The organism is Burkholderia sp. MSMB1826, from assembly GCF_001526325.1.
In the GTDB taxonomy this organism is placed as follows: Bacteria; Pseudomonadota; Gammaproteobacteria; order Burkholderiales; family Burkholderiaceae; genus Burkholderia.
In genome coordinates this window covers 424,771-447,990 of sequence record NZ_LOYN01000022.1, presented here as the reverse complement: position 1 = coordinate 447,990, position 23,220 = coordinate 424,771, and the positions used below count along the sequence as shown (strand labels likewise).

Genomic DNA, 23,220 nt, shown 5'->3' with positions numbered 1-23,220 from the left:
ATCATCGTCCGAGGTAAGACTCGATCACCGCGTCGTCGCGCTTGACCTGGTCGAGCGTGCCGTGCGCGAGCACCGCGCCTTCGGCCATCACCGTCACGCGCCCCGTGTCGCCCGCGAGCGCCGCGACGAATTCCATGTCGTGCTCGACGACCATCATCGAGCAGGTGCCGCGCAGCGTGTTCAGCAGCTCGGCGAGCTCCATCGTCTCGTGGTCGGTCATCCCCGCCGCCGGCTCGTCGAGCAGCAGCAGCGCGGGGCGCTGCATCAGCAGCATGCCGATTTCGAGCCGCTGCTTCTGCCCGTGCGACAGTTCGCCGGCCGCGCGATACGCGTGGCTTTCGAGGCCGATCAGCGCGAGCGTCTCCTCGATCTTCGCCTGCGCGGTGCGGTCGAGCCGCGCGCGCAGCGACGCGAGCCAGCCCTTGTCGGTCTGCATCGCGAGTTCGAGGTTTTCCCACACCGGATGCTGTTCGAACACGGTCGGCTTCTGAAATTTGCGGCCGATGCCCGCACGCGCGATCTCGGGCTCGTTCATCCGTGCGAGATCGATCGTCTGGCCGAGAAACACCTTGCCCGCATCGGGCCGCGTCTTGCCGGTGATCACGTCCATCATCGTCGTCTTGCCCGCGCCGTTCGGGCCGATCACGCAGCGCAGCTCGCCCGCGTCGATCGCGAGCGACAGCTTCTTCAGCGCGCGAAAGCCGTCGAAGCTCACCTCGATATCCTCGAGATACAGGATCGTGCCGTGCGACGTGTCGATGCCGGGCGGCACGACGCGCCCCATCGACGCGCTGCCGCTGACGGCGAGCAGTTCGTCTTCGGGCGGCGGCGTGAACTGGTAGAGCGCCGTTCCGTTCATGCGCGTTTCCCCTTTGCGAGCACGGTTTCGACGAGGCCCATGATGCCGCGCGGCAGCAACAGCGGCACGAGCACGAAGATCAGGCCGAGGAAGAACAGCCAGTATTCGGCGAAGTACGCGGTGAAGAAACTCTTCGCGCCGTTCACCGCGAACGCGCCGACGATCGGCCCGATCAGCGTGCCGCGCCCGCCCACCGCGACCCAGATCGCCATTTCGATCGAGTTGCCCGGCGACATCTCGCCGGGATTGATGATGCCGACCTGCGGCACGTACAGCGCGCCGGCGACGCCGCACAGCACGGCCGACACGGTCCACACGAACAGCTTGTACGCGAGCGGACTGTAGCCGAGGAACATCAGCCGCGTCTCGCCGTCGCGCACGGCCGTCACCACGCGCCCGAGCTTGCTCGTGACGATCGCGCGCGCGGCGACGAACGCGAGCACGAGCGTCGCGAACGTCAGCAGCAGCAGCACCGTGCGCGTGCCCGGCGACGTGATCGCGAAGCCGGCGATGCGCTTGAAATCGGTGAAGCCGTTGTTGCCGCCGAAGCCCGTCTCGTTGCGATAGAACAGCAGCATCGCGGCGAACGTCAGCGCCTGCGTGATGATCGACAGGTACACGCCTTTCACGCGCGAGCGGAACGTGAAGAAGCCGAACACCCACGCGAGCACGGCCGGCACGAGCACGACGAGCGCGAGCGCCCACGCGAGATGCTGTGTGCCGCTCCAGTACCACGGCAGCTGGTGCCAGTCGAGAAACACCATGAAGTCGGGCAGGTCGCTGCCGTACTTGCCGTCGCGGCCGATCTCGCGCATCAGGTACATGCCGATCGCATAGCCGCCCAGCGCGAAGAACAACCCGTGGCCGAGGCTCAGGATTCCGCAGTAGCCCCACACGAGATCGAGCGCGAGCGCGGCGATCGCGTAGCACATCAGCTTGCCGGCGAGCGTCATCGTGTACGCGGACAGATGCAGCGCGCTGGTTTCCGGCACGACGAGCGCGGCGAGCGGCACGCCGATGCCGATCGCCACGCACAGCGCGACGAGCGCGAGCCATGCGCGGCGCGACAGCAGCGCCGGGCGGGGCGGCAGGCCGAGCGCGAAGCCGTCCGCCGCGCGTGCGCCGGCGGCGGGCTTCGACGTATCGGCGACCGGGTTCGGCATCGAATCGGTGAATGAAGTCACGTCAAGCCTCCGCGCTGCGGCCCTTCGGGGCGAACATGCCCTGCGGGCGTTTCTGGATGAACAGCACGATCATCGCGAGCACCGCGATCTTCGCGAGCACGGCGCCCCAGAACGGTTCGATCGCCTTGCTCGCGAGCCCGAGCCCGAAGCCGCCGAGCACGGTGCCGGCGATCTGCCCGACGCCGCCGAGCACGACGGCCATGAACGAATCGATGATGTAGTTCTGGCCGAGATCGGGGCCCACGTTGCCGATCTGCGACAGCGCGCAGCCGCCGAGGCCCGCGATGCCCGCGCCGAATGCGAACGCATACGCGTCGACGCGTGCGGTCTTCACGCCGACGCAGGCGGCCATCCGGCGGTTCTGCGTGACCGCGCGCACGAACAGCCCGAGCCGCGTCTTCGTCAGCACGGCCCACGCAACGAACACCACCGCGAGCGCGAACGCGAGGATCGCGAGCCGGTTGTACGGCAGGATCAGGTTCTGCATCACCGTCACGCCGCCGCTCATCCACGACGGGTTCACGACCTGCACGTTCTGCGCGCCGAACAGCATGCGCGTCGCCTGGATCAGGATCAGGCTCACGCCGAAGGTCGCGAGCAGCGTTTCGAGCGGGCGGCCGTACAGGTGCCGCAGCACGAGCCGCTCGAGCACGATGCCGACGAGCGCGGCCGCCGCGAACGACACGGGCACGGCGACGAGCGGATACCAGTCGAATGCGCCGGGCGCGTAGCGCTGGATCAGCGTCTGCACGACATAGGTTGCGTACGCACCGATCATCAGGAATTCGCCGTGCGCCATGTTGATCACGCCGATCAGCCCGTACGTGATCGCGAGACCGAGCGCGGCGAGCAGCAGCACGCTGCCGAGCGACAGGCCGGCAAACAGCGTGCCGGCGATTTCGCCGCGGCGCTGCAGCGCGTGGAGCGCGTCGAGTCCCTGTTGCGCCGCGGCGCGGACCTGTGCATCGGGTTCGGCGTAGCTGCCGTCGGGGTTTTTCGCGACCAGCGGGCGCAGTTGTTCGATCATGTCGAGATCGCTGCGCGCGGCCACCACCTGCACGGCTTCGAGGCGCTTGGCCGGATCGGCGTCGTGCAGCGCGGCGATCGCCCACAGCGCGTCGAGACGACGTTTCAATGCCGGATCGGTTTCCTTTGCACGGGCGCGGTCGATCATGGGCTTGAGCGCCGGGTCGGGCGACTTCAGCAGCGCGTCGATCGCGTCGCGGCGCGCGGCGGCGTCGGGCGACGCGAGCGCGAGGCCCGACAGCGCGCCGGCGATCTTCGTGCGCAGCAGGTTGTTCAGCATCACCGGCTGCGCGTCGCCGGCCGGCGTCGCGGCCTGCGTGAGCGCGTCGTGCGCGGTGTCGCCGGCCTGGATCAGCAGGCGGCCGTCGCCGGTCGCGAGCGCATCGCTGCTCGACAGCGCGTTGAGCACCGCAACGGCGCGCGGATCGGTGTCGGTGGCGAGCCGTTCGATCGCGGCCGTTTTGGCATCGAAGTCGTCGCCGGCGAGCGCGGCGGTATCGGCGGCCGTCAGTGCGCACGCGGCGCGTGGCAGCGCGCAGAGGAGCGCTGCGCCCGCGACGATCGCAACGACGGTCCGGTGAAAGCGTATCGGCATCGGAATTCCTGTCAGGCTTGGAGAAGCGCTCTCACGCAGTGGCATGACGGCGGCGGCTTCGGCACTGGCGACGGCGCTTCATGCCGCCGCACCGGCTCGCCGGTTTCGGCGCGTTGCGGCCGCGCGAGCCGCGCGCGGCCGGGACGCTGCATGTGCACGCAGCGCCCGCGCACCGCATCAGGCCAGCGCCGCGCGTTGCCGGCGCAGGAACGCCGGAATCGAGCTGACGACGTCCGGCTTGCCCTGGTTGCCCGCGATGAACGGGCTCCACGGCTGCGCGCGCACGGCCGTCTTCGTCTTCCACACGACGTTGAACTGCCCGTCGCCGCGGATCTCGCCGATCATCACCGGCTTGTGCAGGTGATGGTTGCCGTCCATCGCGAGCGTGAAGCCCGACGGCGCGGCCACCGTCTGGCCGATCATCGCGACGCGCACCTTGTCGACGTCGGTGCTCTTCGCCTTCTCGACGGCCTGCTTCCACATATGGATGCCGACGTAGGTGGCTTCCATCGGATCGTTGGTCACGCGCTTCGCGCCGCCCGGCAGGTTGTTCGCCTTTACCCACGCGGCGAACTGGTCCTTGAACTTCGTGTTGGTCGGATTCTTCACCGACATGAAGTAGTTCCATGCGGCGAGGTGGCCGACGAGCGGTTTCGTGTCGATCCCGCGCAGCTCTTCCTCGCCGACCGAGAACGCGACGACCGGCACGTCGGTCGCCTTGATCCCCTGGTTGCCCAGCTCCTTGTAGAACGGCACGTTCGAGTCGCCGTTGATCGTCGAGACCACGGTCGTCTTGCCGCCTTGCGAGAAAGTCTTGATGTTCGCGACGATGGTCTGGTAATCGCTGTGGCCGAACGGCGTGTAGACCTCCTGAATGTCGGCGTCCTTCACACCCTTCGATTTCAGGAACGCGCGCAGGATCTTGTTGGTCGTGCGCGGATACACGTAGTCGGTGCCGAGCAGGAAGAAGCGCTTCGCGCCGCCGCCTTCCGCGCTCATCAGGTACTCGACGGCCGGAATGGCCTGCTGGTTCGGCGCGGCGCCCGTGTAGAACACGTTGCGCGACATTTCCTCGCCTTCGTACTGCACCGGGTAATAGAGCAGCCCGTTCAGTTCCTCGAACACCGGCAGCACGGACTTGCGCGACACCGACGTCCAGCAGCCGAACACGCACGCGACCTTGTCCTGCGTGAGCAGCTGGCGCGCCTTCTCGGCGAACAGCGGCCAGTTCGACGCGGGATCGACCACCACCGGTTCGAGCTTGCGGCCCATCACGCCGCCGCTCTTGTTGATGTCGGCGATCGTCATCAACGCGGTGTCCTTCAGCGACGTCTCCGAGATCGCCATCGTGCCCGACAGCGAATGCAGGATGCCGACCTTGATCGGGCCGGTGCCCGCATCGGCCGCGTGCGCGAACGGGCTCTTGCCCGCCAGCGCGAGTGCGCCGGCCATCGAACCGAACTTCAACAGACTGCGACGTTTCATCGGGATCCCCTTGTCGTGTTGGATGTGCGTGCGCCGTGGCGGCGCCGGCCATCGTGTAACGCAAGGCATGTGCCAGTCGTGCGGATGCACGCCCGGCGTGCCTGCGCGGGGTGCGGGCGAGCATCGGGACGGTGCGGATGACGCGCCGTGCAGCATGCGCGGTCCGTTGCGGTGCAGACGCACGGGCGCAAATGGTGCACGGCGGTGCTGCGGCGTCGCAACGCCGGAAACGGAGGAGCGGAAAAGAGAAACGGGCGCGCCGTGCGCGCCCGTTCGGCGATTTCGTGCGGCCGGCGGCAGGGTGCCGGGCGGCGCGGCGGCGCACGATGCGCCGCCGGAAGGATCGATCAGTAGCGCGGCACGGACGGATCGACGTCGCGCGACCACGCGTCGATCCCGCCTTGCAGGTTGTACAGCTTCGTGAAGCCGCGCGATTCGAGGAACATCGCGACCTGTGCGCTGCGCATCCCGTGATGGCACACGCAGACGATTTCCGCTTCGTCGTCGAGCTCTTCGCTGCGCGCGGGAATCTGCTGCATCGGAATCGCCACGCTGCCGGCGATCTGCGCGGTTGCGATTTCCCACGGCTCGCGCACGTCGAGCACGACCGGCGCGGGGCGCGCCGTGTCGCCGAGCCATTCCGCGAGCATCGCGGGCGTCAGGATCTGCATGGAGGCTCCGCCGCTCAGAATTTGAAGCGCGACGGCTCGATCGCGTTGACGAGGTGGTCGATGTACGTTTCGAACACGTCGGCGACGCGGTACTGCTTGTCGTCGATACGCGTGATGATCTGCGCCTTCATCACCGGACGGCCGCCGACGAACGCCGACAGGCGGCCGCCGATCTTCAGCTGTTCGAGCATTTCCTGCGGCACGACCGGCAGGCCGCCCGCGACGCAGATCACGTCGTACGGCGCCTTCGCGGCCCAGCCGCGCGAACCGTCGCCGAGCACGACTTCGGCGTTGGTCACGCCGTCGTTGCGCAGGTTGTCTTCCGCGAACTTCGCGATCGTCGGATCGATCTCGACGGCCGTCACGTGCTGCGCGCGGTGCGCGAACAGCGCGGCCAGGTAACCCGAGCCCGCGCCGATCACGAGCACGTTCTCGTGCTTCTTGACCGCCAGTTCCTGCAGCACGCGCGCTTCGACGCGCGGGAACAGCATCTTGCTGGCGCCGCCGGGCAGCGGCAGTTCGAGATCGGCGAACGCGAGATCGCGGTATTCGGCCGGCACGTAGTTTTCACGCTTGACGATCGACAGCAGGCCCAGGACATCCAGATCCAGCACGTCCCACGGACGGATCTGCTGTTCGATCATGTTGAAACGCGCGTTTTCGATATTCATGGTGTGGTCACGCAGCCTGGTCGGCCATCAGCGGGGATAGAGAAACTTCGTGATTGTACCAAACGGCACGGCCGCGAAGCCTTCAGGCGGCCTGCAACGGACCTTTACCCTTTGCTCTTCCTGATCTGCGCCTCGAAGGCGAGGTCGAGCTTGCTCGCCTTGCGCGGTTTTTTGGGGCCGAATTCGTCGACGAACTTGACGAACTCGTCGAGCGGCAGCGGTTCGCAGCGCTTCTCGGCGGTGCCGCCCGAGCGGTCGACGAGGTAGAACAGGCCGCCCGCCATCGCGACGGCCGCGAATTGCGGGTTGCCGGAGCGGGTCTTCAGGCGTTCGACCGCGTGGGTCGCTTTGGTGGTGCGCATCTTGGGGGCTGGCGAAGCGGGTGTAAGCCTCACACTCTATCAAACCGGCCGGCCGCATGCGTTCGGCGCCCGCCCGGCGCCCGCGCGAACCGCACCCTAGACCGTGCGGGAATAGCGCTGCCGCGGCGTCTGGCCGAGGTACGCATCGAACGCCATCGCGATGTTGCGCACGACCATCCGGCCGGCCGGATGGATCGTCAGCCGGTCGCGCGCGATCGTCAGCAGCCCGTCGCGCTCGAACCGGCGCAGCGCGTCGAGCTCGCGCGCGAAATGATCGGCGAAGCGGATGCCGTGCGCGGCCTCGACATGCGAGAACGGCAGATCGAGGTTGCACATCAGTTGCGTGATCACGTCGCGGCGCAGCCGGTCGTCCGGCGTGAGCCGTACGCCGCGCGCGATCGGCAGCCGCCCCGCGTCGAGCGCGGCGCCGTAGGCGGGCAGGTCCTTCGCGTTCTGCGCGTAGACGTCGCCGACCTTGCCGATCGACGACACGCCGAAGCCGATCAGGTCGGTATCCGCGCGCGTGCTGTAGCCCTGGAAATTACGCTGCAGCGTGCCGTTGCGCTGCGCGCGCACGAGTTCGTCGGACGGCCGCGCGAAGTGATCCATCCCGATGTACACGTAGCCGGCCGACGTCAGCATGTCGATCGCGAGGCCGAGCAGCGCGATGCGCGTTTCCGGCGGCGGCAGCGCCGCATCGTCGATCTGCCGCTGCATCTTGAACAGGTGCGGCATGTGCGCGTAGCCGAACACCGACAGGCGGTCGGGCGCGAGCTCGATCATCGTCTCGAGCGTGCGCGCGAACGCGGCGACCGTCTGGTGCGGCAGCCCGTAGATCAGGTCGACGCTCACCGAATGGAAGCCCGTCGCCCGTGCGGCGGCGAGCAGGTCGGCGGTCATCGCGCGCGGCTGGATGCGGTTGATCGCCTGCTGCACGACCGGGTCGAAATCCTGCACGCCGAGGCTCAGCCGGTTGAAGCCGATCGTGCGCAGGTGGACGAGCGTTGCCGGCGTGACGGTGCGCGGATCGATCTCGATCGAGAACTCGGCGTCGGCGTCCGGCGCCAGCACGAAATGCTCGCGCGTGGCCGCCATCAGCTCGGCCGTTTCGTCGTCGGACAGGAAGGTCGGCGTGCCGCCGCCCCAGTGCAGTTGCGTGACGGGGCGGGACGGATCGAACAGCGCGGCCTGCAGCGCCATTTCGCGCTCGAGCTGGTCGAGATACGGGCGCGCGCGGCGGCGGTTGTTGGTCGCGATCTTGTTGCAGCCGCAGTAGAAGCACGCGGTGTTGCAGAACGGGATGTGGAAGTACAGCGACAGGTCGCTCGACGATGCGCCGGGGGCGCCGGCCGCGCGTACGTAGTCGGCCGGATCGAAATCGTCGCGGAATTGCAGCGCGGTCGGGTACGACGTGTAGCGCGGCCCGTTCGCGCCGTATTTCGCGAGTAAATCGGGACGGAACATCGTGTCGGCAGAACCAGAACGCATGACGGTCTCGCGTTTTTTAGATGCTTTCGAGTATATGAACGCCCGATCGGGCTGCATTGTGTAATAACGTCGCAGCCGGCGATGGCACAATGCGGGGTGGGGCTGCCGGATGCCGCGTCCGGTTGCCGCACCGTTTTTCGTTGTTCGTCGAGAGAGCCGAGTGTCCGTCGAAATGCCTGTTGTTCGCCCGGCGCCCGCCGAAGTCCCGCCGCCGCATGCGTGCCGCGAGGGCTGCGGCGCGTGCTGCATCGCGCCGTCGATTTCCAGCCCGATTCCGGGCATGCCCGGCGGCAAGCCGGCCGGCGTGCGCTGCGCGCAGCTCGGCGACGACCTCCGCTGCATGATTTTCGGGCGGCCCGAGCGCCCTGCGTGCTGTTCCGGGCTGCAGCCGTCCGCCGACATGTGCGGCGCGTCGCGCGACGACGCGCTCGCGTGGCTCACGCGCCTCGAGGTCGCGACGCGGCCGGCGCATCCAGGAGAGCGTTCAGCATGACCATCCCTCGCGCGCCCGGTCGGCGCCGTTTTCTCGCCGCCGCTGTCGGCGCCGTCGGCGTGTGCGTATCGCTTGCCGCGTGCGCGTCGACGTTCCCGTTCATCCCCGATCACTACACGTTCTCGCGCGGCGACGTGCAGAAGGCCGTCGCGCGCAAGTTTCCGTACCAGAAGACGGTCGCGCAGGTGGTCGACGTGTCGCTCGCGAACCCGGCCGTCAACCTGCTGCCCGACCAGAACCGCGTCGCCGTGCAGCTCGATGCCCATTTCGCGAGCCCGTTCCTGCGCGAGCCCGTCAGCGGCAAGTTCACCGTGTCGGGCCAGCTCGCGTACGACGCGCCGAGCCGCTCGGTCGTGCTGAAGGCGCCGGCCGTCGACAGCCTCGCGCTCGACGGCGACGCGCAGATGTACGCGCAGCAGGTCGGCGCGGCCGCCGGCCTGCTCGCGACGCAGCTGCTGACCAACTATCCGATCTACACGTTCAAGCCGGAACAACTGCAATTTGCCGGGGTGAACTACGAACCCGGTACAATTACGATCCTTACAAACGGCATACGCGTGGCGATCGTCGAAAAGTGACGACGGGGCGCGCACGGCCGGGCGGGCCGCGCGCGCAAGAGTGGCCTTTTCTTTCGACCATTTCGGAGTTGGGCCACGGATGGACTGGATCCTGATCTGCAAGGCATTGATCCTCGGCGTCGTCGAGGGGCTGACGGAATTCCTGCCGGTGTCGAGCACCGGTCACCTGATCGTCGCGGGCAGCTTCCTGAATTTCAACGATTCGCACGCGAAGACGTTCGACGTCGTGATCCAGTTCGGCGCGATCCTCGCCGTCTGCTGGGAATACCGGCAACGGATCGTGTCCGTCGTGTCCGGGCTGCCGAGCCGGCCCGACGCGCAGCGCTTCACGCTGAACGTCGTGATCGCGACGATTCCCGCGATCGCGCTCGGCCTCCTGTTCGAGAAGAAGATCAAGGCCGTGCTGTTCTCGCCGGTGCCCGTCGCGTTCGCGCTCGTCGTCGGCGGTGCGATCATCCTGTGGGCCGAGGCGCGGCAGCGCGAACGCAGCGAGCCGCCGCGCGTGATGTCGGTGGATGCGCTGACGCCGCTCGACGCGCTCAAGGTCGGTATCGCGCAGTGCTTCGCGCTCGTGCCCGGCATGTCGCGTTCGGGCTCGACGATCATCGGCGGGATGCTGTTCGGTCTCGACCGGCGCGTGGCGACCGAATTCTCGTTCTTTCTCGCGATTCCGATCATCTTCGGGGCGACGCTCTACGAAACCGTCAAGGACTGGCAGGCGTTCACCGTCGATTCGCTCGGCCTGTTCGCGCTCGGGCTCGTCGCGGCGTTCGTCAGCGCGTTCGTGTGCGTGCGCTGGCTGCTGCGCTACGTCGCGACGCACGACTTCACGGTGTTCGCGTGGTACCGGATCGCGTTCGGGTTGTTCGTGCTGCTGGTGGGGTACAGCGGGTGGTTGAATTGGGCGTGATGCCGGGCGGACACGCCGGGCGCGTCCGGCGCGCATCGCGGGCGTCATGAAAAACGGCCTGATCGGCAACTGCCGATCAGGCCGTTTTATTTGGCGGGGCCGCCGGGTAGTGCGCCGGCCGGGCGCTCAGCCTGCGCGCTTGCGGAACACCAGGTCCCACACGCCGTGGCCGAGCCGCAGCCCGCGCCGCTCGAACTTCGTCACCGGGCGGTAGTCGGGCCGCGGCGCGTAGTCGGCGGCCGTGTTTTCGAGCGTCGGTTCCGCGCCGAGCACGTCCAGCATCTGTTCCGCGTAGTTCTGCCAGTCGGTCGCGCAGTGAATGTAGGCGCCGGGCTTCAGCCGCGACGCGAGATGCGCGACGAGCGGCGGCTGGATCAGTCGGCGCTTGTGGTGACGCGCCTTGTGCCACGGATCGGGGAAGAAGATGTGCACGCCGTCGAGGCTTTCCGGCGCGATCATGTGCTCGAGCACCTCGACCGCGTCGTGCTGGATGATGCGGATGTTCGTCAGATCCTGCTCGCCGATCAGCTTCAGCAGCGCGCCGACGCCCGGCTCGTGCACCTCGACGCCGAGGAAATCGTCGCCGGGGCGGTTCGCGGCGATCTCCGCGGTCGATGCGCCCATCCCGAAGCCGATCTCGAGGATGCGCGGCGCGCTGCGGCCGAAGATCGCGTCCCAGTCTGGCAGTGCCGGCGCATACGGGACGACGAAGCGCGGGCCGAATTCGTCGAGCGCACGGCGCTGGCCGGTCGACACGCGGCCGGCGCGCGTCACGAAGCTGCGGATGCGGCGGTGGTGCAGCGGGTTGACTGCGTCGGCGCCTTCGGGCGCTTCGTCGGGAATGGCGTCGTCGCGGGGCGGCAGGCCGGCTTCGTTCGGATCGTCGTGCATCATCGGTACAGAGAAAGGCTGGGTTCGGGCGAGGGCATCAGGCGCGCGGGACGCGCCGGCGCGGTACAAAAAGCCGCCTTCGACGAGGCGGCTGGCGCGCGGTTGCGGAACGTGGAGACGGACGCGGCGATGCGCCGCCAAACCGTTGATCCTTAAGGATTTCTCGTCCAGCTAACCGGAAAGAGCCGGATTATGGACTGGTTTGATCGGGCTGGCAAGGTAGCGGGGCGTTCGCGCGACGTCTCGCTGCCGCTGGGCGATTGAGTAGAATCGCGGGCGCTACAGGCGCAACCGGATGCGTCAGAGGCGTGCGTAACGCGATGAAAATGAACCGCGCGCGCTTCGTCCGGGTGCACGCAGCCGGAACGACGAGAAACGACGGCGGTCGCCATGACGCTTCACGTTCGAGCGATGGTTGCTTTCGCAACGACAGTGCGAGATGGCGCCTCGGCACGATTCGGGAGCATTGGCCTTTAGGGAGAAAAGCCATGAATGAAACAACTTCCGCGCGCCGCAAGGTCGGCAGTGGCCCGGCGATGCTCGCCCTCGCCGAGTGCGTGATCGCCGGCATCGCGGGCATTTCAATCGTGAGCGATCCGGGCAGTTTTGCCGGCGCGTCGGGATTCGGTGCGATCGGCGCGGCACTGGGCGTCGCGATCCTGTGCGGCATCGTATCGCTGGGCGGTCTCGTTTGGGCGATCGGCACCTTGCTCCACGCGAACGACGATGCGGGATCTGCCGGATCGGATGCAATTCCCGCGTATTGCGCGATCGTGCTTCATGGCTTGCTGTGTCTGCCCATTCTCATCGTGATTTTTGCAGGCGGTATGAGGTAGGGGCTGCGTGCGCGCGCGGCTGGAGGTGTGCTTCCAGGGGAGCGGGCGTCGGGCTTTTCGCCACGAACGAGCTATCGGGCGACGAGGGGCCACGGAAGTGCTTCGCTACGCACACTCTGGAGCAAATATCGCTGGCAAGGGGAGATTCGGCGGCTGCCGGAAGCGCTGCGCGCCAAGCGCGGAAAGGACTTGAGAGGGGAGTGGAGCGGGCGATGGGAATCGAACCCACGTCATCAGCTTGGGAAGCTGAGGTAATGGCCATTATACGACGCCCGCAGAACGCGTAATTCTACAGGGGTTTCGGCGGGAATGGCAAGCGGGCGGTTTTGGGCGGTGGCAGCGAAACTGGCATGGCTCGATGCTGGGGCGGTGGCGTCGCTGGCAGCACCCACTACTGCCACTGAGTGCGGGTGGCGGACGTTGCCTAGCCCCTGAGATTAGAGAGCGTCTTGTTGCTCTAATTAGGCAGCGCACATTGCGCCGCCTAACGGGTCTTTGTTCGCGTTGCTTGGTCCGTGTAACTAACCAGCGGGCCGCGCATACACCTTGGCCACCGATGATCTTCGGCTGCGGAGATGATAACCAGTTAGCTCATGCCGATTTGCTTTGTGATAATCGCTGTGATCACTCCCCAGGCGATCTGCTTCACACCGTCCGCAACCGCCCCGAAGAAGCGCTGAAATACCGGCTTGACTGTTGCGAGATTTCCAGCGTTCGCGTTGCTTACCATTTCCGTGATATGTGATCGTGCTGCGTCATCCACAGGCTGTCCTGAGCGTTTTAGCAGGTCGAGCAGATAGTCGACAGTTGCTGCATCGTTCGAGATATCAACGCAAAGATGCTGATGTACGTTATCTCCGATTCCGATTTGCGATTGGTGAAACGTCCCGCCAGAAATATGGACGCTGGCCACACTCTGGCCACTGCCACTAGACCGAGGTGACGGTTTCGCCTGTCGATAACCACGCTCGGTTAGATAGACGTATTCTCGCGCAGAGAAACCACCGATAAAGACTACCGACGAGTAGGGGTCGTTTTCAAACGCTTTCCACGGCCCGGTGTCGACGAATCTCTGCTCCTCCAACTGCTTCAGCGCCAGATCGAAGTCAACATTCGTGAAATTACCGGACGCAAGAATCTCGTGCTTGATTGCAGAGATAGTGGGCCCAATGTACCCGCTATGCAATGCTTCGGAACCGAGATTGCGTTGGGTAAAGTCCGTGAACAGGCTTGCTAAAATTACTTCTCCCGCAATATCCAGTGCTTCTGACACTGCTAACTCCTTTCCTTCGTTATAGTAAGGATACACTTCTATGCTAGAGGAGCGCCGATCGATAGGCGTACGATGACCTTCAGTGATTACGCGCTTGATCGTGGCACGGGCCCTGATGTCGTAGGTTCGAACGGTCGTATTGGGATGACACGAGCTGACTATCAAATCCCAATGACCTAAGTCGTTGCGTTGAGCGGCGCTCCATCAGAGGGATTGTCGCATGGATGAGTTCCCAACATCGGGACGATTCCGGCCACTAGTCCGGTTCGGGTAAACGATGCAGGGGGATTGGGAAGGGATGTGTGATACTGGAGTGCAGTAATAATCCCAAATGATCAATCTATTCGGGGAAAACATGAAAAGTAAAGTTACGGGACCGAAGGCCGCTCACAGTGCGTCGCAGGTTCTCTCGAACGGCTCCACTGGTAAAAATTCAAAAACTGCTGCGGGCAGTGCTCTCTCGCAGGTGGCCGCTCCCAAGAAAGTCACATCATCAAGTGCCGCATCCAGTGCTTCGAAAGTACTTCGTGATGGTCGAACAAGTGCGGCTTCAAAGAGTGCAGCTGGCTCGGCGCTTTCGCAGCGGCAAACGACTAGAAAGAAATGAGTGGCGTGGAGTAGAGGATGCTGAAGCTGGTGGCCGACGTGAGATTCCGCTGCTATGGCGCCGGCCGGGCGTGGTCGATCTACAGCTAGCGACCCGTACCCACGACAAGCAAGAACTTGGTGCGTCGCAGGTCGTGCTGGTTCGACATTGGATAGAGCATCTTCGTGCTGAGGAGAGCCCAAGTCAGCTGCGTCGATAACTCAACGTGCGCTGCGTTGCGGCGAATGCCGTCCGACAGTTGCTCCGTATCGACCTAGTGGCGTCAGCGCGCTAACAAATGATTTCGCCGCACCGACTTTCGAAAACTGGAAGCACTCTTGGATGCCTTGTGCAGAAGACATCCACAGTTCCTCATACTGAGCAATTGGGATCTGCCGGTTGTTCTTGAAGCGCCGATCCGGCGTACCATTCTTGTTGACGAAGCGCCAAGTGTGGTCCACGACATTAGAGTCGGATGGAACCTGCTCTTCTTCAACGAAGAGTGTCGGTCGTGTCCGGATGTCGAGCGAGTCGTAAGTACACACGGCTGCATGTCTTCCGCTGACTATGAATACGCGGTCTGGATAAAAATAGAACCGATTGCGGCCGGCTTCCAAACAAGGCACATCAATGTTGCACTTGACATGCTTCACACCGCCAGTATCTAGCGAAGTAGGTTTGCGTTTCAGGGTCTGCCCCGCCCCTGCGTTGTATCGTCCGTCCAGAACTTGTCCGCTCGCTAAAATACGCCATGCGGCACGACAGTCGCGTAGCGCTTCGAAGGCACTCAGAACATGTTCATATGTCCGTGCAGCAACGTCGTCAAAGTCGTAAAAGAGGACGGTGCTGCGGCGAGCCTCGTCCCATAGATACAACCAGTAGCATCCGGCAAGTGTCGCGATCGATAGCACGGCCAGTACGCCGATAAAGACGGAGTTCGACGCGCCATCAACTTGCAGTGCTTCAAGCCAAAGTACGCCAAGCAGTACGAGAGGCCAGTACCAAACGGCGAACTTGCGCCGCTTGACATTGATTTCCTCGACTAAGTCCGCGGAATCAGTATCAGAAAGTTGCCGGACATCAGCTGACTGAATAACCTCGAGCGGCGCGACTGTAGTGCTACCGCTCGGGATAAAACGTTGTCCCTGACGAGGTTCTGCATCCTCGCGAGATGCGGGGATGGCCTCAGGGAATGATACTCCGTGAGGACTTCGGGAGCCGAGAGAAGTGCGGTAGGTAAATCCTCCGCCTGACATCGATATGTAGTTACCGCGTGGGCCAGTTCCGATCCGAAATCCCGGCACCCCGACAGACACTCCAACGCCGGACCCGGAAAGATTGAAGCGGAATGGCCCTACTTTAATCGATTTTCTGAATATCAGCCCCACGATGACGCCCCGTATCTAGTTCAATTTTTGTGGAAGTATCACATATCGCGACGATGACATACAGCTGGTTGAGCCGGTGAGACCTCGTTGTATTGACCACGGACCTGCCGGGATAGTCGTCGCATGGACGACATCAAACACCACGACGACTTCCCGCCGCTGACCGCCGACCAGATTCGGGATCTGGTGGAATCCATTCAAGACGCGTTCGGCAATGACTTCTCGCGAGCCGTATTCGCCAACCATCTACTAGCTCTACTGGAAGACGTGCCGGGTTACGAGACGGGCGATGTCCCTGCACTTGATCGAATCGGCGTGGGCCGAATACAGCGCCCGTCGCTTCGAGTCCTGATCGCTATTTGCGCCGCTTGCTCTTGGCTGGATGTTTGGCTTTGAGCATGTCGGCAAATTGCTGAACGAAATTCACGACGAGTCCCCGTTCGTCACTATCCAGTCCATCAAGTGCATCGGCGATCATGGCCAGTTGGTCGTCCGGCCGTCTCGATCCACGCTGCAATAGCTGGTCTATCGAGCAGCCAAGTGCGCCACTGAGCTGCTGGAGCGATGCAAGGTCGGCATCCGAGTGCCGCGTTCCCACTGGCTGATATCGTTACGCGCATCCGCTGGCGTGATTTTTGGTTTTCGAAGCATCCATTGTTTTACCCACCTAGCGTTGACGACGCTGCCTCCATCCATCGACGCCTATACAGCCGTCCGCAGTAGAAGAGCAACAAAGTCGCAATCCAACGCATTACCGTCCGCGTTTTCCTTTGCTGTTCGGATCTGGACTCCAATTGCTTAACAATTGATGGATAAGCGATTGTCATCTCATTCAATCGCTGATCGAATTCAAGGAGGTTGTTTTGACACTGCAGCCAATGTGCAGTTTTGTCGCGAATCAAATCTGGCAGTGTGTTCAATGTCGATATCATCAGCGAAGTTCTGGTGCTGTCGGTGGGGCCTTTTCGCAGGGGTGCGTCGATTGCTTGTTGTTGTGTGAAAGCCGTTTGAATGCATTCATTAAGTTTAGGCTGAAGTGCTAGGATTTCCTTTAGGGATGACAAAACATTTTTTGTTGAATTTAGTTTGTCGAGATTTGGTATATCGCTTCCCAGCATTTCTATATGATTCATCTCATCGATCAAGACGATGCTGGCGACACGATAGTAGGATAGGTATTGAAGCTGCAACCCCAGAAGATAGTCTGCGTCTGCCCCTATGGTACCTATATCTCGAGTGTGTCCCATCGTGTTTCGATAAAATTCGGCGCGTGCCTTGTGGAATCGATCCATTGCATCTGCCGCCGGAGTTGAAAGCAGCTTCAGTGTCACTAAAGGTCGAGATGCCTGATCGTCAAAATCCTTGTCGGCAAGTGGAAATAGAAATTCACACAAAATCAATGTGAGGATCGCTAGTATGGCTGCAATGTCGACTGGCCCAAAACATTTCCGATTAGGTGCATTGGTTTCTCTTTTGTTTTTTCTGAATAATCGAATCGATAGAATTCGGTGGGTCGTTGCTCTGCTCATATTTGATATTTTTAATCCATTCCGCTTTTGAATTTTATTGATGGTTCTTGAGTGGGTGTGGTCATTTTATAAAGATTAGGCTATCGGGAGGTAATTCAATCGATAGAATAGTGGGCGGTTTGTTCATCTTTTCAATCGGATGTTGAGCCTTTATGTGTGAGTCGTTGGAAGCCGGCGGGTTTCCACATATTTCGGAGGCGCGAACCGTTCACGTTGTTGTATAGACCGCGGACCTGCCGGGATAGTCGTCGCACGGGCACATCAAACACCAAAACGATTTCACGCCGCTGACCATCGATCAGATTCGCGATCCGGCTGCTGCTGTGCGCGAAGAATTTGCCGGCACCCTGTCCCCGCCAGATTTCACCGAAACTCTGCTGTTGCTTCTCGAAGACGTTCCGGGGTTCGAGGCGGGCAGTGTGGATGCGACGTTCATCGAATCAGCATGGGTGACGTACAGCGGTCGTCCGGTCAATTTCTGAGTTATCTACTCGCGCACCAGCTCCGACATTTTTACCTGGAGCGTTTCTCGGTATGCACGAGCATTTTCTGAGAAGTGAAGTCGTCGATGGCAGTTCGGGCAAACGGCGCCCGCATTCCCAGGCCTGCCGGCGGCGAAGGCCTCGTCGCGCGCAGGCTCTACCAGAATGCGTTTTCGTTCACGTCGGCAAACGGACTTCGAGTTCGTGGAGTGCGCGCCCTCTCGATGCGCCAGCTACACAAGCAGTTCGACCGTAACGAGAGAGACCGCCGCAGCCGCACGATAACCTCGACGGCAGTGTGCCTGCCTACCAGCCGATGTCGAAAATTGACGAGTCGGTGTCGGACGCATACAAGTCGCGACAACGCTTTCGAACTAACGTGACAGGCCTCTCACACGATCGTTAGCCTGGAGCCGACATGTCCGATTTCATCACCGTTCTGCGCAAAACCTGCCCGACGCCTGTGCTTGACGCGACCAAGTGGAAGCGCATCGGCGGCGATCCGCACACCGTGAACCTCAACGCGTACGTCTCGAAGGACGGCAGCAAGATCATGGGCACGTGGATCTGCACGCCGGGCAAGTTCGAGGTGAATTACGAAAAATGGGAGTACTGCCACTTCCTCGACGGTTACTGCATCATCACGCCGGAAGGCGAGGAGCCGGTGCACCTGAAAGCCGGCGACGTGTTCGTGATCGAGCCCGGCATGAAGGGGACGTGGGAAGTGGTGGAGACGGTGCGCAAGTACTTCGTGTTCGCCTGAGCGGGCCGGCCGATTCGCCCGACCCACGCATACCGGCCCCCCATCCTCCCGGTTCACGAAGCCGGCCGGACAAACGCGGGATTCCGGTTCGATGCAGGTCGACCGCTTCGGAAACGGCGCGCCGAGCGTGGTGACGGGCTCGGCGCGCTCCGCTATCCGGCTGCAACCCGCGACGTAACGCGTGCGACACGCGGTTGTCCGGCGACGACACGATGACGCGCGCCGCCGGCCCTGCACGCTGCCGCACAAACCCCTAAGATGCAGCGATCCGCCCATCGTTTCCGCTGCAGCGCGACTCTTCCGCCTGCGCCGGACGCCCCTCCGGAGCCCGACCATGCGCATCACCGCGATCCACGAACGCGCGATTCCCGTGTCCCGCTATGCCGATCCGGCGATTGCGTCCGGTGGCCTGACGACGAGCGTCGTCGCGGTCGTCACCGACGTCGTGCGCGACGGCCGCCCGGTGACGGGCTACGGCTACGCGTCGATCGGCCGCTTCGCGCAGGGCGGCCTGATCCGCGAGCGGTTCGCGCCGCGTTTGCTGACCGCGGCCGACACGCTCGCCGACGAAGCCGGCACGAACCTCGACCCGTTGCGCGCATGGCGCGCGATGATGGCCGGCGAGAAGCCGGGCGGACACGGCGAACGCTGCGTCGCGGTCGGCACACTCGACATGGCGATCTGGGACGCCGCCGCGAAGATCGCCGACCTGCCGCTGCATCGCTTTCTCGCCGACCGCCTCCAGCGCACGGCGGCACCGCGCGTGCGCGTGTACGCGGGCGGCGGCTACCGCTATCCGCACGACGATCTCGCGCGCCTGTCGGACGAGATGCGCCGGATCGTCGATCTCGGCTACACGCACGCGAAGATCAAGATCGGTGGCGCGAATCTCGATCAGGACCGGCGCCGTATCGAAGCCGCGGCCGCGCGTCTTGCCGGCTCATCGCATCTCGCGGTCGACGCGATGAACACGTACGACGCGACGACCGCCAGCCAGGCCGTGGACATGCTCGCGCCGTTAGGTCTCTGGTGGTTCGAGGACATCTGCGACCCGCTCGACCTGCCGCTCCAGGCAGACGTCGCTGCGCGGTACGCACCGCCGATCGCGGCCGGCGAAGCGTTGTTCTCGCTTGCGGAAGCGAAGCTGCTCGACCGTTACGGCGGCCTGCGCGCCGACCGCGACGTGCTGGTGTTCGATCCGGTGCACAGCTACGGGCTGCCGGGCTATTTGCAGATCGTCGATCACTTCGTGTCGCGCGGCTGGCGGCGCGACGCGTTCTGGCCGCATGGCGGCCATCTGTTCTCGCTGCACGTCGTCGCGGCGCTCGGGCTCGGCGGCGCGGAAGTCAGCCCGTTCGCCTTCCATCCGTTCAGCGGACTCGCCGACGGCGAAATCGTCGACGCGGGATACGCGCGCGTGCCGCAGGCGCCGGGTATCGGGTTCGAACTGCATGCCCACGCGTACGACGCATTCCGCACGGTTTCGGCGTCGGGCCGCTGACGCCTAAAGCGCGTCGATCGCGAAACGCACCGCGAAGCCGAGCATCGTCACCGCGACGAAGCCGTCGAGCACGCGCCATGCGAGCGTTCGAGCGAACCACGCACGGCACGCGCGTGCGCCGTACGCGAGCATCAGGAACCACGCGAGCGAAGCCGTCATCGCGCCGATCGCAAACGGCTCGCGTGCGGACGGCGCGTGGCTCGCGATCACGGTCCCGAGCAGCAGCACCGTATCGATCCATGCATACGGATTGAGCAGCGAAACCGCGGCGGCCGCGAGCACCGTGCGCGACCGGCTGGGTTCGCGGCGAGCGGACGCGCTGCCGACGTGCGCGGGCCGCCGTCCGACGATCGCCGCGCGCAGCGCGAGCAGCCCGTAACCGGCGAGATACGCGATGCCGGCCCACAGTGCGGCCGCCACCACGCCGGGATGGCGCGACAGCAACGACGACAGCCCGTGCGCGCCGAGCGCGATCAGCAGCGCGTCGCTGCCCGCGCAGACGAGGGCGATGGAGAGCAGGTGAGGGCTCGAAATCGAGCGCTTGATGACGAAGGCGTCCTTCGGGCCGACCGACGTGAACAAGCCGGCGCCAAGCAGCAGGCCTTCGAGGAAGGCGGAGGTGTCGAGCACGAGCGGGCCGACAACCTCTTAAGCTGAACCGGTGATGGTTACGATGAGGGAAACGTTAAGGGTCGGCGGGGAGCGTTGTCAATGCCCCCGTCGGATGCGTGCGCAGGGGATCATCGTGCCGCCGCATCGCCGAGGTTGAGCGCGACGAGCGCGCAGACGGTCAGCGCGATGCCGACGAGCTTCAGCGACGACACCGATTCGTCGAAGCAGACGATGCCGATCATGGCCGTGGCCGCCGTGCTGGCAGCGGCCCAGCTCGCATACGCGAGCCCCATTTCGATTCGCTTCGTCGCGAGCGCCATCAGCCATACCGCACATGCATAGCAGACGATCGCGATCGCGGACGGCAACGGGCGGGACAAACCGGCCGAGCACTTCAGGCCAACGGAGCCGAGCACTTCGGCGAGGACACTGACGCCCAGCAGAAGCCAGGCAAACTGGAACGGGGACACGGACGGCCTCCTTCCCCCGACGCTTATACCGAGCGGCGAGGAAAAGTGGGGTGTCAGCGGTACCCAGAATGAAACGAGCTTAGTACGCGCGACGGGGCGGCACAAGGTACGTCACGCGCGACCGGCATGGCCGGCCGCCCACTCCGGCCGCTGCCCGAGCGTGTCGAACAGCCGGACGATTTCGGCTTTCACCTTCTGCACCGCGTTGCTGACGAGCGCCGTGTCGTGCCAGCACAGCGACAGGTCGCGTGCGAACAGCCGGTGCGCGACCGTCGACAGCTTGAGCTTGCGCTCCTCGATCTCGACGTGCGCGGCCGTCCACGGCAGGATCGTCACGCCGAGCCGGGCCATCACGGCCGCGAACAGCAGCCCGGTCGAGCTTGCCTCGAAGCCGATCTCGTACGACAGCCCGGCCTCGCGCATCGCCCAGTCGACGCGGTTGCGGATCGTGTTCGGCGCGCTCGGCAACACGAGCGGCATCCGCGCGATCGCGTCGAGCGGCACGGGGGCGTCCGGCACCGGGAACCCGGGCCACGTGATCAGGTACAGCGTTTCCGTCAGCAGCCGATGGATCGCGATGCCGCGCGTGTCCACCGCATCGACGACGATCGCGAGATCGAGGCGTGCGCGTTCGAGCAGCGTGTCGAGATCGGCGCTCGGCGCCTCGATCAGCTCCAGCATGATGCCGGGAAAGCGGTCGCGCACCGCGCGAGCGAGCGGAATGGCCAGCACGCGCGCCGTGCTCGACGGCATGCCGACGGTCACGCGGCCTTGCGGCGTGTCGGCGTCGCGGCGCAGCAGCTCGCGCGTGCCGTCGGCCTGGCGCAGCAGTTCGAGCGCGTGCCGGTACAGCGTGCGGCCGGCGGCGGTCGGCGCGACGCCGCGCACGCTTCGTTCGAGCAGTTGCATCCCGAGATCCTGCTCGAGATTGCGCATCTGCTGGCTCACGGCCGGTTGCGCGACGTGCAGCGCCTCGCTCGCATGCGTGACGTTGCCGCATTCGACGACCTTCACGAAATAGCGCAACTGTCTCAAGTCCATCGCCGCCGTCTCCCGATTCGCGCTCGATTCGAGCCATAAGCCAATCCGATCGAGCAAGATGAATATCATATTTTTCGGCGATCGATCGCGTTTCTATACTCGTCTCACACAAGAGCCCGACTGCCGGCCATCCCGGACCGGACGCGGCGAAAGCGCCGGCCCCGCCGGCAAGGAGACGAAGATGTTCAAGGCGATCGACGCGCCGGCGGCCGGCGCGAAGCCGCGGCGCACGCCGCTCACGCGCGAGCAGGTCAAGGGCTTCTGGGCCGTGTACGCGGGCTGGGTGCTCGACGGCGTGGATTCGGTGATCTACGCGCTCGTGCTGATCCCCGCGCTGACCGAACTGCTGCCGGCCTCCGGCATCGCGGCGACGCCCGCGAATCTGGGGATGTACGGCTCGATCCTGTTCGCGCTGTTCCTGATCGGCTGGGGGCTGTCGTTCGTCTGGGGGCCGCTCGCCGACCGCTTCGGCCGCGTGCGCACGCTCGCGGCGAGCATTCTGATCTATTCGGTGTTCACCGGCGCGGCCGCGTTCGTGCACGACGTATGGGCGCTGGCCGCGTGCCGGCTGATCGCCGGGATCGGCGTCGGCGGCGAATGGGCGCTCGCCGGCACCTACGTCGCCGAAAGCTGGCCGGAGGACCGCCGCAAGATGGGCGCCGGCTACCTGCAGACGGGCTACTACTTCGGCTTCTTCATCGCGGCCTGCCTGAACTACACGATCGGCGCGGCCTACGGCTGGCGCGCGATGTTCCTGTGTGGGCTGGCGCCCGCGCTGCTCGCGGTGTTTACGGTCATGCGCGTGAAGGAGCCGGGGCAGTGGCGCCGGCACGACGCGCGCGACGGCGACGTGGCCGACGCGCGCCGCGCGCATCCGCTGCGCGAGATCTTCGCGCCGGCGTTCCTGCGCCGCACGCTGACGAGCGCGAGCCTCGTCGGCGTCGCGATCGTCGGGCTGTGGGCCGGCTCCGTCTACGAGGCGAGCGCGGTCACCACGCTGGCGACACGCGCGGGCATCGATCACGTCGGTGCGCTGCGGCTGGCGTCGATCGGGGCGGCGATCCTGTCGTGCGCGACGATCGCCGGTTGTCTGGCGGCGCCGTGGCTGTCGGAACGGCTCGGCCGGCGCACCGCGCTCGGCGTGTATTTCACGGGAATGGCCGGCTCGATCGTGTTCGCGTTCGGCTGGGCGTTCTACCAGCCGAACGGGCTTGCGGCGTTCATGGTGTCGCTCGCGTTCCTCGGCTTCTTCGGCGGCAACTTCGCGATCTTCTCGCTGTGGCTGCCCGAGCAATATCCGACGCGCGTGCGGGCCACCGCGTTCGCGTTCAACGCGTCGGTCGGCCGCTTCATCGGCGCGGGCGTGAACTTCCTGCTCGGCGCCGCGATTCACGGTTACGGATCGCTCGGCGTGCCGGTCGCATGGACCGCGGCCGCGTTCGGACTCGGCATCCTGATCCTGCCGTTCGCGGTCGAAACGCGCCACCAGACACTACCCGAATGAGCGGCATGCCGCCGTCGTTCGC

The 23,220-nt window shown here is 64.6% G+C and carries 24 protein-coding genes and 1 tRNA gene; 9 read left to right on the top strand and 16 right to left on the bottom strand.

The features are described 5' to 3' along the window. Position 1 precedes the first annotated feature (1 nt). The 8 genes from urtD to hemN form a co-directional block, all read right to left on the bottom strand. The gene (gene urtD, locus WS95_RS14350; RefSeq protein ID WP_034206610.1) at positions 2 to 859 is read right to left on the bottom strand and encodes an urea ABC transporter ATP-binding protein UrtD; all 858 of its coding nucleotides are present in this window, start codon (positions 857 to 859) and stop codon (positions 2 to 4) included. Next, a complete protein-coding gene (gene urtC / locus WS95_RS14345; RefSeq protein WP_059824334.1) occupies positions 856 to 2,043 on the bottom strand; it encodes an urea ABC transporter permease subunit UrtC in 1,188 nt (395 codons plus the stop codon). Before urtC ends, urtD begins: the two co-directional genes overlap by 4 nt. Before the next feature lies 1 nt (position 2,044). Then, a complete protein-coding gene (gene urtB / locus WS95_RS14340) occupies positions 2,045 to 3,664 on the bottom strand; it encodes an urea ABC transporter permease subunit UrtB (protein ID WP_059824333.1) in 1,620 nt (539 codons plus the stop codon). Positions 3,665 to 3,841: 177 nt separating this feature from the next. After that, positions 3,842 to 5,149 (bottom strand): urea ABC transporter substrate-binding protein, encoded by a 1,308-nt coding sequence (gene urtA, locus WS95_RS14335; protein ID WP_034206613.1) that lies wholly within the window; start codon positions 5,147 to 5,149, stop codon positions 3,842 to 3,844. 347 nt (positions 5,150 to 5,496) lie between these two features. Beyond that, a complete protein-coding gene (locus WS95_RS14330; RefSeq protein ID WP_006476692.1) occupies positions 5,497 to 5,820 on the bottom strand; it encodes a rhodanese-like domain-containing protein in 324 nt (107 codons plus the stop codon). 14 nt (positions 5,821 to 5,834) lie between these two features. Then, positions 5,835 to 6,491, bottom strand: coding sequence for a protein-L-isoaspartate O-methyltransferase family protein (locus WS95_RS14325; protein WP_006476691.1), 657 nt, complete (start codon positions 6,489 to 6,491; stop codon positions 5,835 to 5,837). A gap of 104 nt (positions 6,492 to 6,595) precedes the next feature. Beyond that, on the bottom strand, positions 6,596 to 6,853 hold the full coding sequence (locus tag WS95_RS14320) for a hypothetical protein (RefSeq protein ID WP_059824331.1): 258 nt from the start codon (positions 6,851 to 6,853) through the stop codon (positions 6,596 to 6,598). A gap of 96 nt (positions 6,854 to 6,949) precedes the next feature. After that, positions 6,950 to 8,341, bottom strand: a complete 1,392-nt coding sequence (gene hemN, locus WS95_RS14315; RefSeq protein ID WP_059824329.1) for an oxygen-independent coproporphyrinogen III oxidase — start codon at positions 8,339 to 8,341, stop codon at positions 6,950 to 6,952. A gap of 172 nt (positions 8,342 to 8,513) precedes the next feature. Between hemN and WS95_RS14310 the strand changes: the two genes are divergently transcribed. From WS95_RS14310 to WS95_RS14300, 3 genes are all read left to right on the top strand, one after another. Next, positions 8,514 to 8,834, top strand: a complete 321-nt coding sequence (locus tag WS95_RS14310) for a YkgJ family cysteine cluster protein (RefSeq protein ID WP_059779795.1) — start codon at positions 8,514 to 8,516, stop codon at positions 8,832 to 8,834. Beyond that, the gene (locus tag WS95_RS14305; RefSeq protein WP_034206615.1) at positions 8,831 to 9,412 is read left to right on the top strand and encodes a DUF1439 domain-containing protein; all 582 of its coding nucleotides are present in this window, start codon (positions 8,831 to 8,833) and stop codon (positions 9,410 to 9,412) included. Before WS95_RS14310 ends, WS95_RS14305 begins: the two co-directional genes overlap by 4 nt. Before the next feature lie 79 nt (positions 9,413 to 9,491). Further along, entirely contained in the window at positions 9,492 to 10,322 is an 831-nt protein-coding gene (locus WS95_RS14300) for an undecaprenyl-diphosphate phosphatase (RefSeq protein WP_011544783.1), read from the top strand. A gap of 126 nt (positions 10,323 to 10,448) precedes the next feature. Here the strand turns inward: WS95_RS14300 and trmB are convergent, their stop codons facing one another. Beyond that, on the bottom strand, positions 10,449 to 11,216 hold the full coding sequence (gene trmB / locus WS95_RS14295; RefSeq protein ID WP_059824328.1) for a tRNA (guanosine(46)-N7)-methyltransferase TrmB: 768 nt from the start codon (positions 11,214 to 11,216) through the stop codon (positions 10,449 to 10,451). A 485-nt stretch (positions 11,217 to 11,701) separates the two neighbouring features. Here trmB and WS95_RS14290 point away from each other — a divergent pair, with 485 nt between their 5' ends. Beyond that, entirely contained in the window at positions 11,702 to 12,049 is a 348-nt protein-coding gene (locus tag WS95_RS14290) for a hypothetical protein (protein WP_059824326.1), read from the top strand. A gap of 201 nt (positions 12,050 to 12,250) precedes the next feature. Here WS95_RS14290 and WS95_RS14285 read toward each other — a convergent pair. From WS95_RS14285 to WS95_RS33365, 3 genes are all read right to left on the bottom strand, one after another. Further along, positions 12,251 to 12,325, bottom strand: a tRNA-Gly gene (locus WS95_RS14285). A 310-nt stretch (positions 12,326 to 12,635) separates the two neighbouring features. Next, positions 12,636 to 13,322, bottom strand: a complete 687-nt coding sequence (locus tag WS95_RS34820) for a hypothetical protein (RefSeq protein ID WP_156441783.1) — start codon at positions 13,320 to 13,322, stop codon at positions 12,636 to 12,638. Positions 13,323 to 14,129: 807 nt separating this feature from the next. Further along, positions 14,130 to 15,296: a DUF4236 domain-containing protein gene (locus WS95_RS33365; RefSeq protein WP_179950195.1), complete on the bottom strand. Its 1,167-nt coding sequence runs from the start codon at positions 15,294 to 15,296 to the stop codon at positions 14,130 to 14,132. Between the two features lie 123 nt (positions 15,297 to 15,419). Here WS95_RS33365 and WS95_RS14280 point away from each other — a divergent pair, with 123 nt between their 5' ends. Next, positions 15,420 to 15,692 carry a hypothetical protein gene (locus tag WS95_RS14280; RefSeq protein WP_257139777.1) on the top strand — a complete coding sequence of 91 codons (273 nt, stop codon included), beginning with the start codon at positions 15,420 to 15,422 and terminating at the stop codon, positions 15,690 to 15,692. A gap of 263 nt (positions 15,693 to 15,955) precedes the next feature. Here WS95_RS14280 and WS95_RS34815 read toward each other — a convergent pair whose 3' ends face one another. After that, positions 15,956 to 16,825 (bottom strand): hypothetical protein, encoded by an 870-nt coding sequence (locus tag WS95_RS34815; RefSeq protein ID WP_156444479.1) that lies wholly within the window; start codon positions 16,823 to 16,825, stop codon positions 15,956 to 15,958. A 323-nt stretch (positions 16,826 to 17,148) separates the two neighbouring features. Here WS95_RS34815 and WS95_RS14275 point away from each other — a divergent pair, with 323 nt between their 5' ends. The 3 genes from WS95_RS14275 to WS95_RS14265 all read left to right on the top strand — a co-directional run bounded on the left by WS95_RS14275 (position 17,149) and on the right by WS95_RS14265 (position 19,571). Next, positions 17,149 to 17,307: a hypothetical protein gene (locus WS95_RS14275; RefSeq protein WP_257139776.1), complete on the top strand. Its 159-nt coding sequence runs from the start codon at positions 17,149 to 17,151 to the stop codon at positions 17,305 to 17,307. A 418-nt stretch (positions 17,308 to 17,725) separates the two neighbouring features. After that, positions 17,726 to 18,070: a cupin domain-containing protein gene (locus WS95_RS14270; protein ID WP_027783759.1), complete on the top strand. Its 345-nt coding sequence runs from the start codon at positions 17,726 to 17,728 to the stop codon at positions 18,068 to 18,070. A 334-nt stretch (positions 18,071 to 18,404) separates the two neighbouring features. Next, a complete protein-coding gene (locus WS95_RS14265) occupies positions 18,405 to 19,571 on the top strand; it encodes an enolase C-terminal domain-like protein (RefSeq protein ID WP_059824322.1) in 1,167 nt (388 codons plus the stop codon). A 3-nt stretch (positions 19,572 to 19,574) separates the two neighbouring features. Here WS95_RS14265 and WS95_RS14260 read toward each other — a convergent pair whose 3' ends face one another. From WS95_RS14260 to WS95_RS14250, 3 genes are all read right to left on the bottom strand, one after another. Continuing rightward, positions 19,575 to 20,201 carry a LysE/ArgO family amino acid transporter gene (locus WS95_RS14260; protein ID WP_059824320.1) on the bottom strand — a complete coding sequence of 209 codons (627 nt, stop codon included), beginning with the start codon at positions 20,199 to 20,201 and terminating at the stop codon, positions 19,575 to 19,577. A gap of 110 nt (positions 20,202 to 20,311) precedes the next feature. Continuing rightward, positions 20,312 to 20,653 (bottom strand): DMT family transporter, encoded by a 342-nt coding sequence (locus WS95_RS14255; protein ID WP_059791622.1) that lies wholly within the window; start codon positions 20,651 to 20,653, stop codon positions 20,312 to 20,314. Positions 20,654 to 20,764: 111 nt separating this feature from the next. Further along, positions 20,765 to 21,694 carry a LysR substrate-binding domain-containing protein gene (locus WS95_RS14250; RefSeq protein WP_059779549.1) on the bottom strand — a complete coding sequence of 310 codons (930 nt, stop codon included), beginning with the start codon at positions 21,692 to 21,694 and terminating at the stop codon, positions 20,765 to 20,767. Between the two features lie 181 nt (positions 21,695 to 21,875). On the opposite strand from WS95_RS14250, the gene WS95_RS14245 reads away from it, so the two are divergent. Further along, positions 21,876 to 23,198: an MFS transporter gene (locus tag WS95_RS14245; RefSeq protein WP_059824319.1), complete on the top strand. Its 1,323-nt coding sequence runs from the start codon at positions 21,876 to 21,878 to the stop codon at positions 23,196 to 23,198. Positions 23,199 to 23,220 lie beyond the last annotated feature (22 nt).

Bases quoted from the DNA above. Each gene is read 5' to 3' on its own strand.
- urtD (WP_034206610.1), bottom strand. From the start codon at position 859: ATGAACGGAACGGCGCTCTACCAGTTCACGCCGCCGCCCGAAGACGAA.
- urtB (WP_059824333.1), bottom strand. From the start codon at position 3,664: ATGCCGATACGCTTTCACCGGACCGTCGTTGCGATCGTCGCGGGCGCA.
- urtA (WP_034206613.1), bottom strand. From the start codon at position 5,149: ATGAAACGTCGCAGTCTGTTGAAGTTCGGTTCGATGGCCGGCGCACTC.
- WS95_RS14330 (WP_006476692.1), bottom strand. From the start codon at position 5,820: ATGCAGATCCTGACGCCCGCGATGCTCGCGGAATGGCTCGGCGACACG.
- WS95_RS14325 (WP_006476691.1), bottom strand. From the start codon at position 6,491: ATGAATATCGAAAACGCGCGTTTCAACATGATCGAACAGCAGATCCGT.
- WS95_RS14320 (WP_059824331.1), bottom strand. From the start codon at position 6,853: ATGCGCACCACCAAAGCGACCCACGCGGTCGAACGCCTGAAGACCCGC.
- hemN (WP_059824329.1), bottom strand. From the start codon at position 8,341: ATGCGTTCTGGTTCTGCCGACACGATGTTCCGTCCCGATTTACTCGCG.
- WS95_RS14310 (WP_059779795.1), top strand. From the start codon at position 8,514: ATGCCTGTTGTTCGCCCGGCGCCCGCCGAAGTCCCGCCGCCGCATGCG.
- WS95_RS14305 (WP_034206615.1), top strand. From the start codon at position 8,831: ATGACCATCCCTCGCGCGCCCGGTCGGCGCCGTTTTCTCGCCGCCGCT.
- WS95_RS14300 (WP_011544783.1), top strand. From the start codon at position 9,492: ATGGACTGGATCCTGATCTGCAAGGCATTGATCCTCGGCGTCGTCGAG.
- trmB (WP_059824328.1), bottom strand. From the start codon at position 11,216: ATGATGCACGACGATCCGAACGAAGCCGGCCTGCCGCCCCGCGACGAC.
- WS95_RS14290 (WP_059824326.1), top strand. From the start codon at position 11,702: ATGAATGAAACAACTTCCGCGCGCCGCAAGGTCGGCAGTGGCCCGGCG.
- WS95_RS14280 (WP_257139777.1), top strand. From the start codon at position 15,420: ATGGACGACATCAAACACCACGACGACTTCCCGCCGCTGACCGCCGAC.
- WS95_RS34815 (WP_156444479.1), bottom strand. From the start codon at position 16,825: ATGAGCAGAGCAACGACCCACCGAATTCTATCGATTCGATTATTCAGA.
- WS95_RS14270 (WP_027783759.1), top strand. From the start codon at position 17,726: ATGTCCGATTTCATCACCGTTCTGCGCAAAACCTGCCCGACGCCTGTG.
- WS95_RS14265 (WP_059824322.1), top strand. From the start codon at position 18,405: ATGCGCATCACCGCGATCCACGAACGCGCGATTCCCGTGTCCCGCTAT.
- WS95_RS14250 (WP_059779549.1), bottom strand. From the start codon at position 21,694: ATGGACTTGAGACAGTTGCGCTATTTCGTGAAGGTCGTCGAATGCGGC.
- WS95_RS14245 (WP_059824319.1), top strand. From the start codon at position 21,876: ATGTTCAAGGCGATCGACGCGCCGGCGGCCGGCGCGAAGCCGCGGCGC.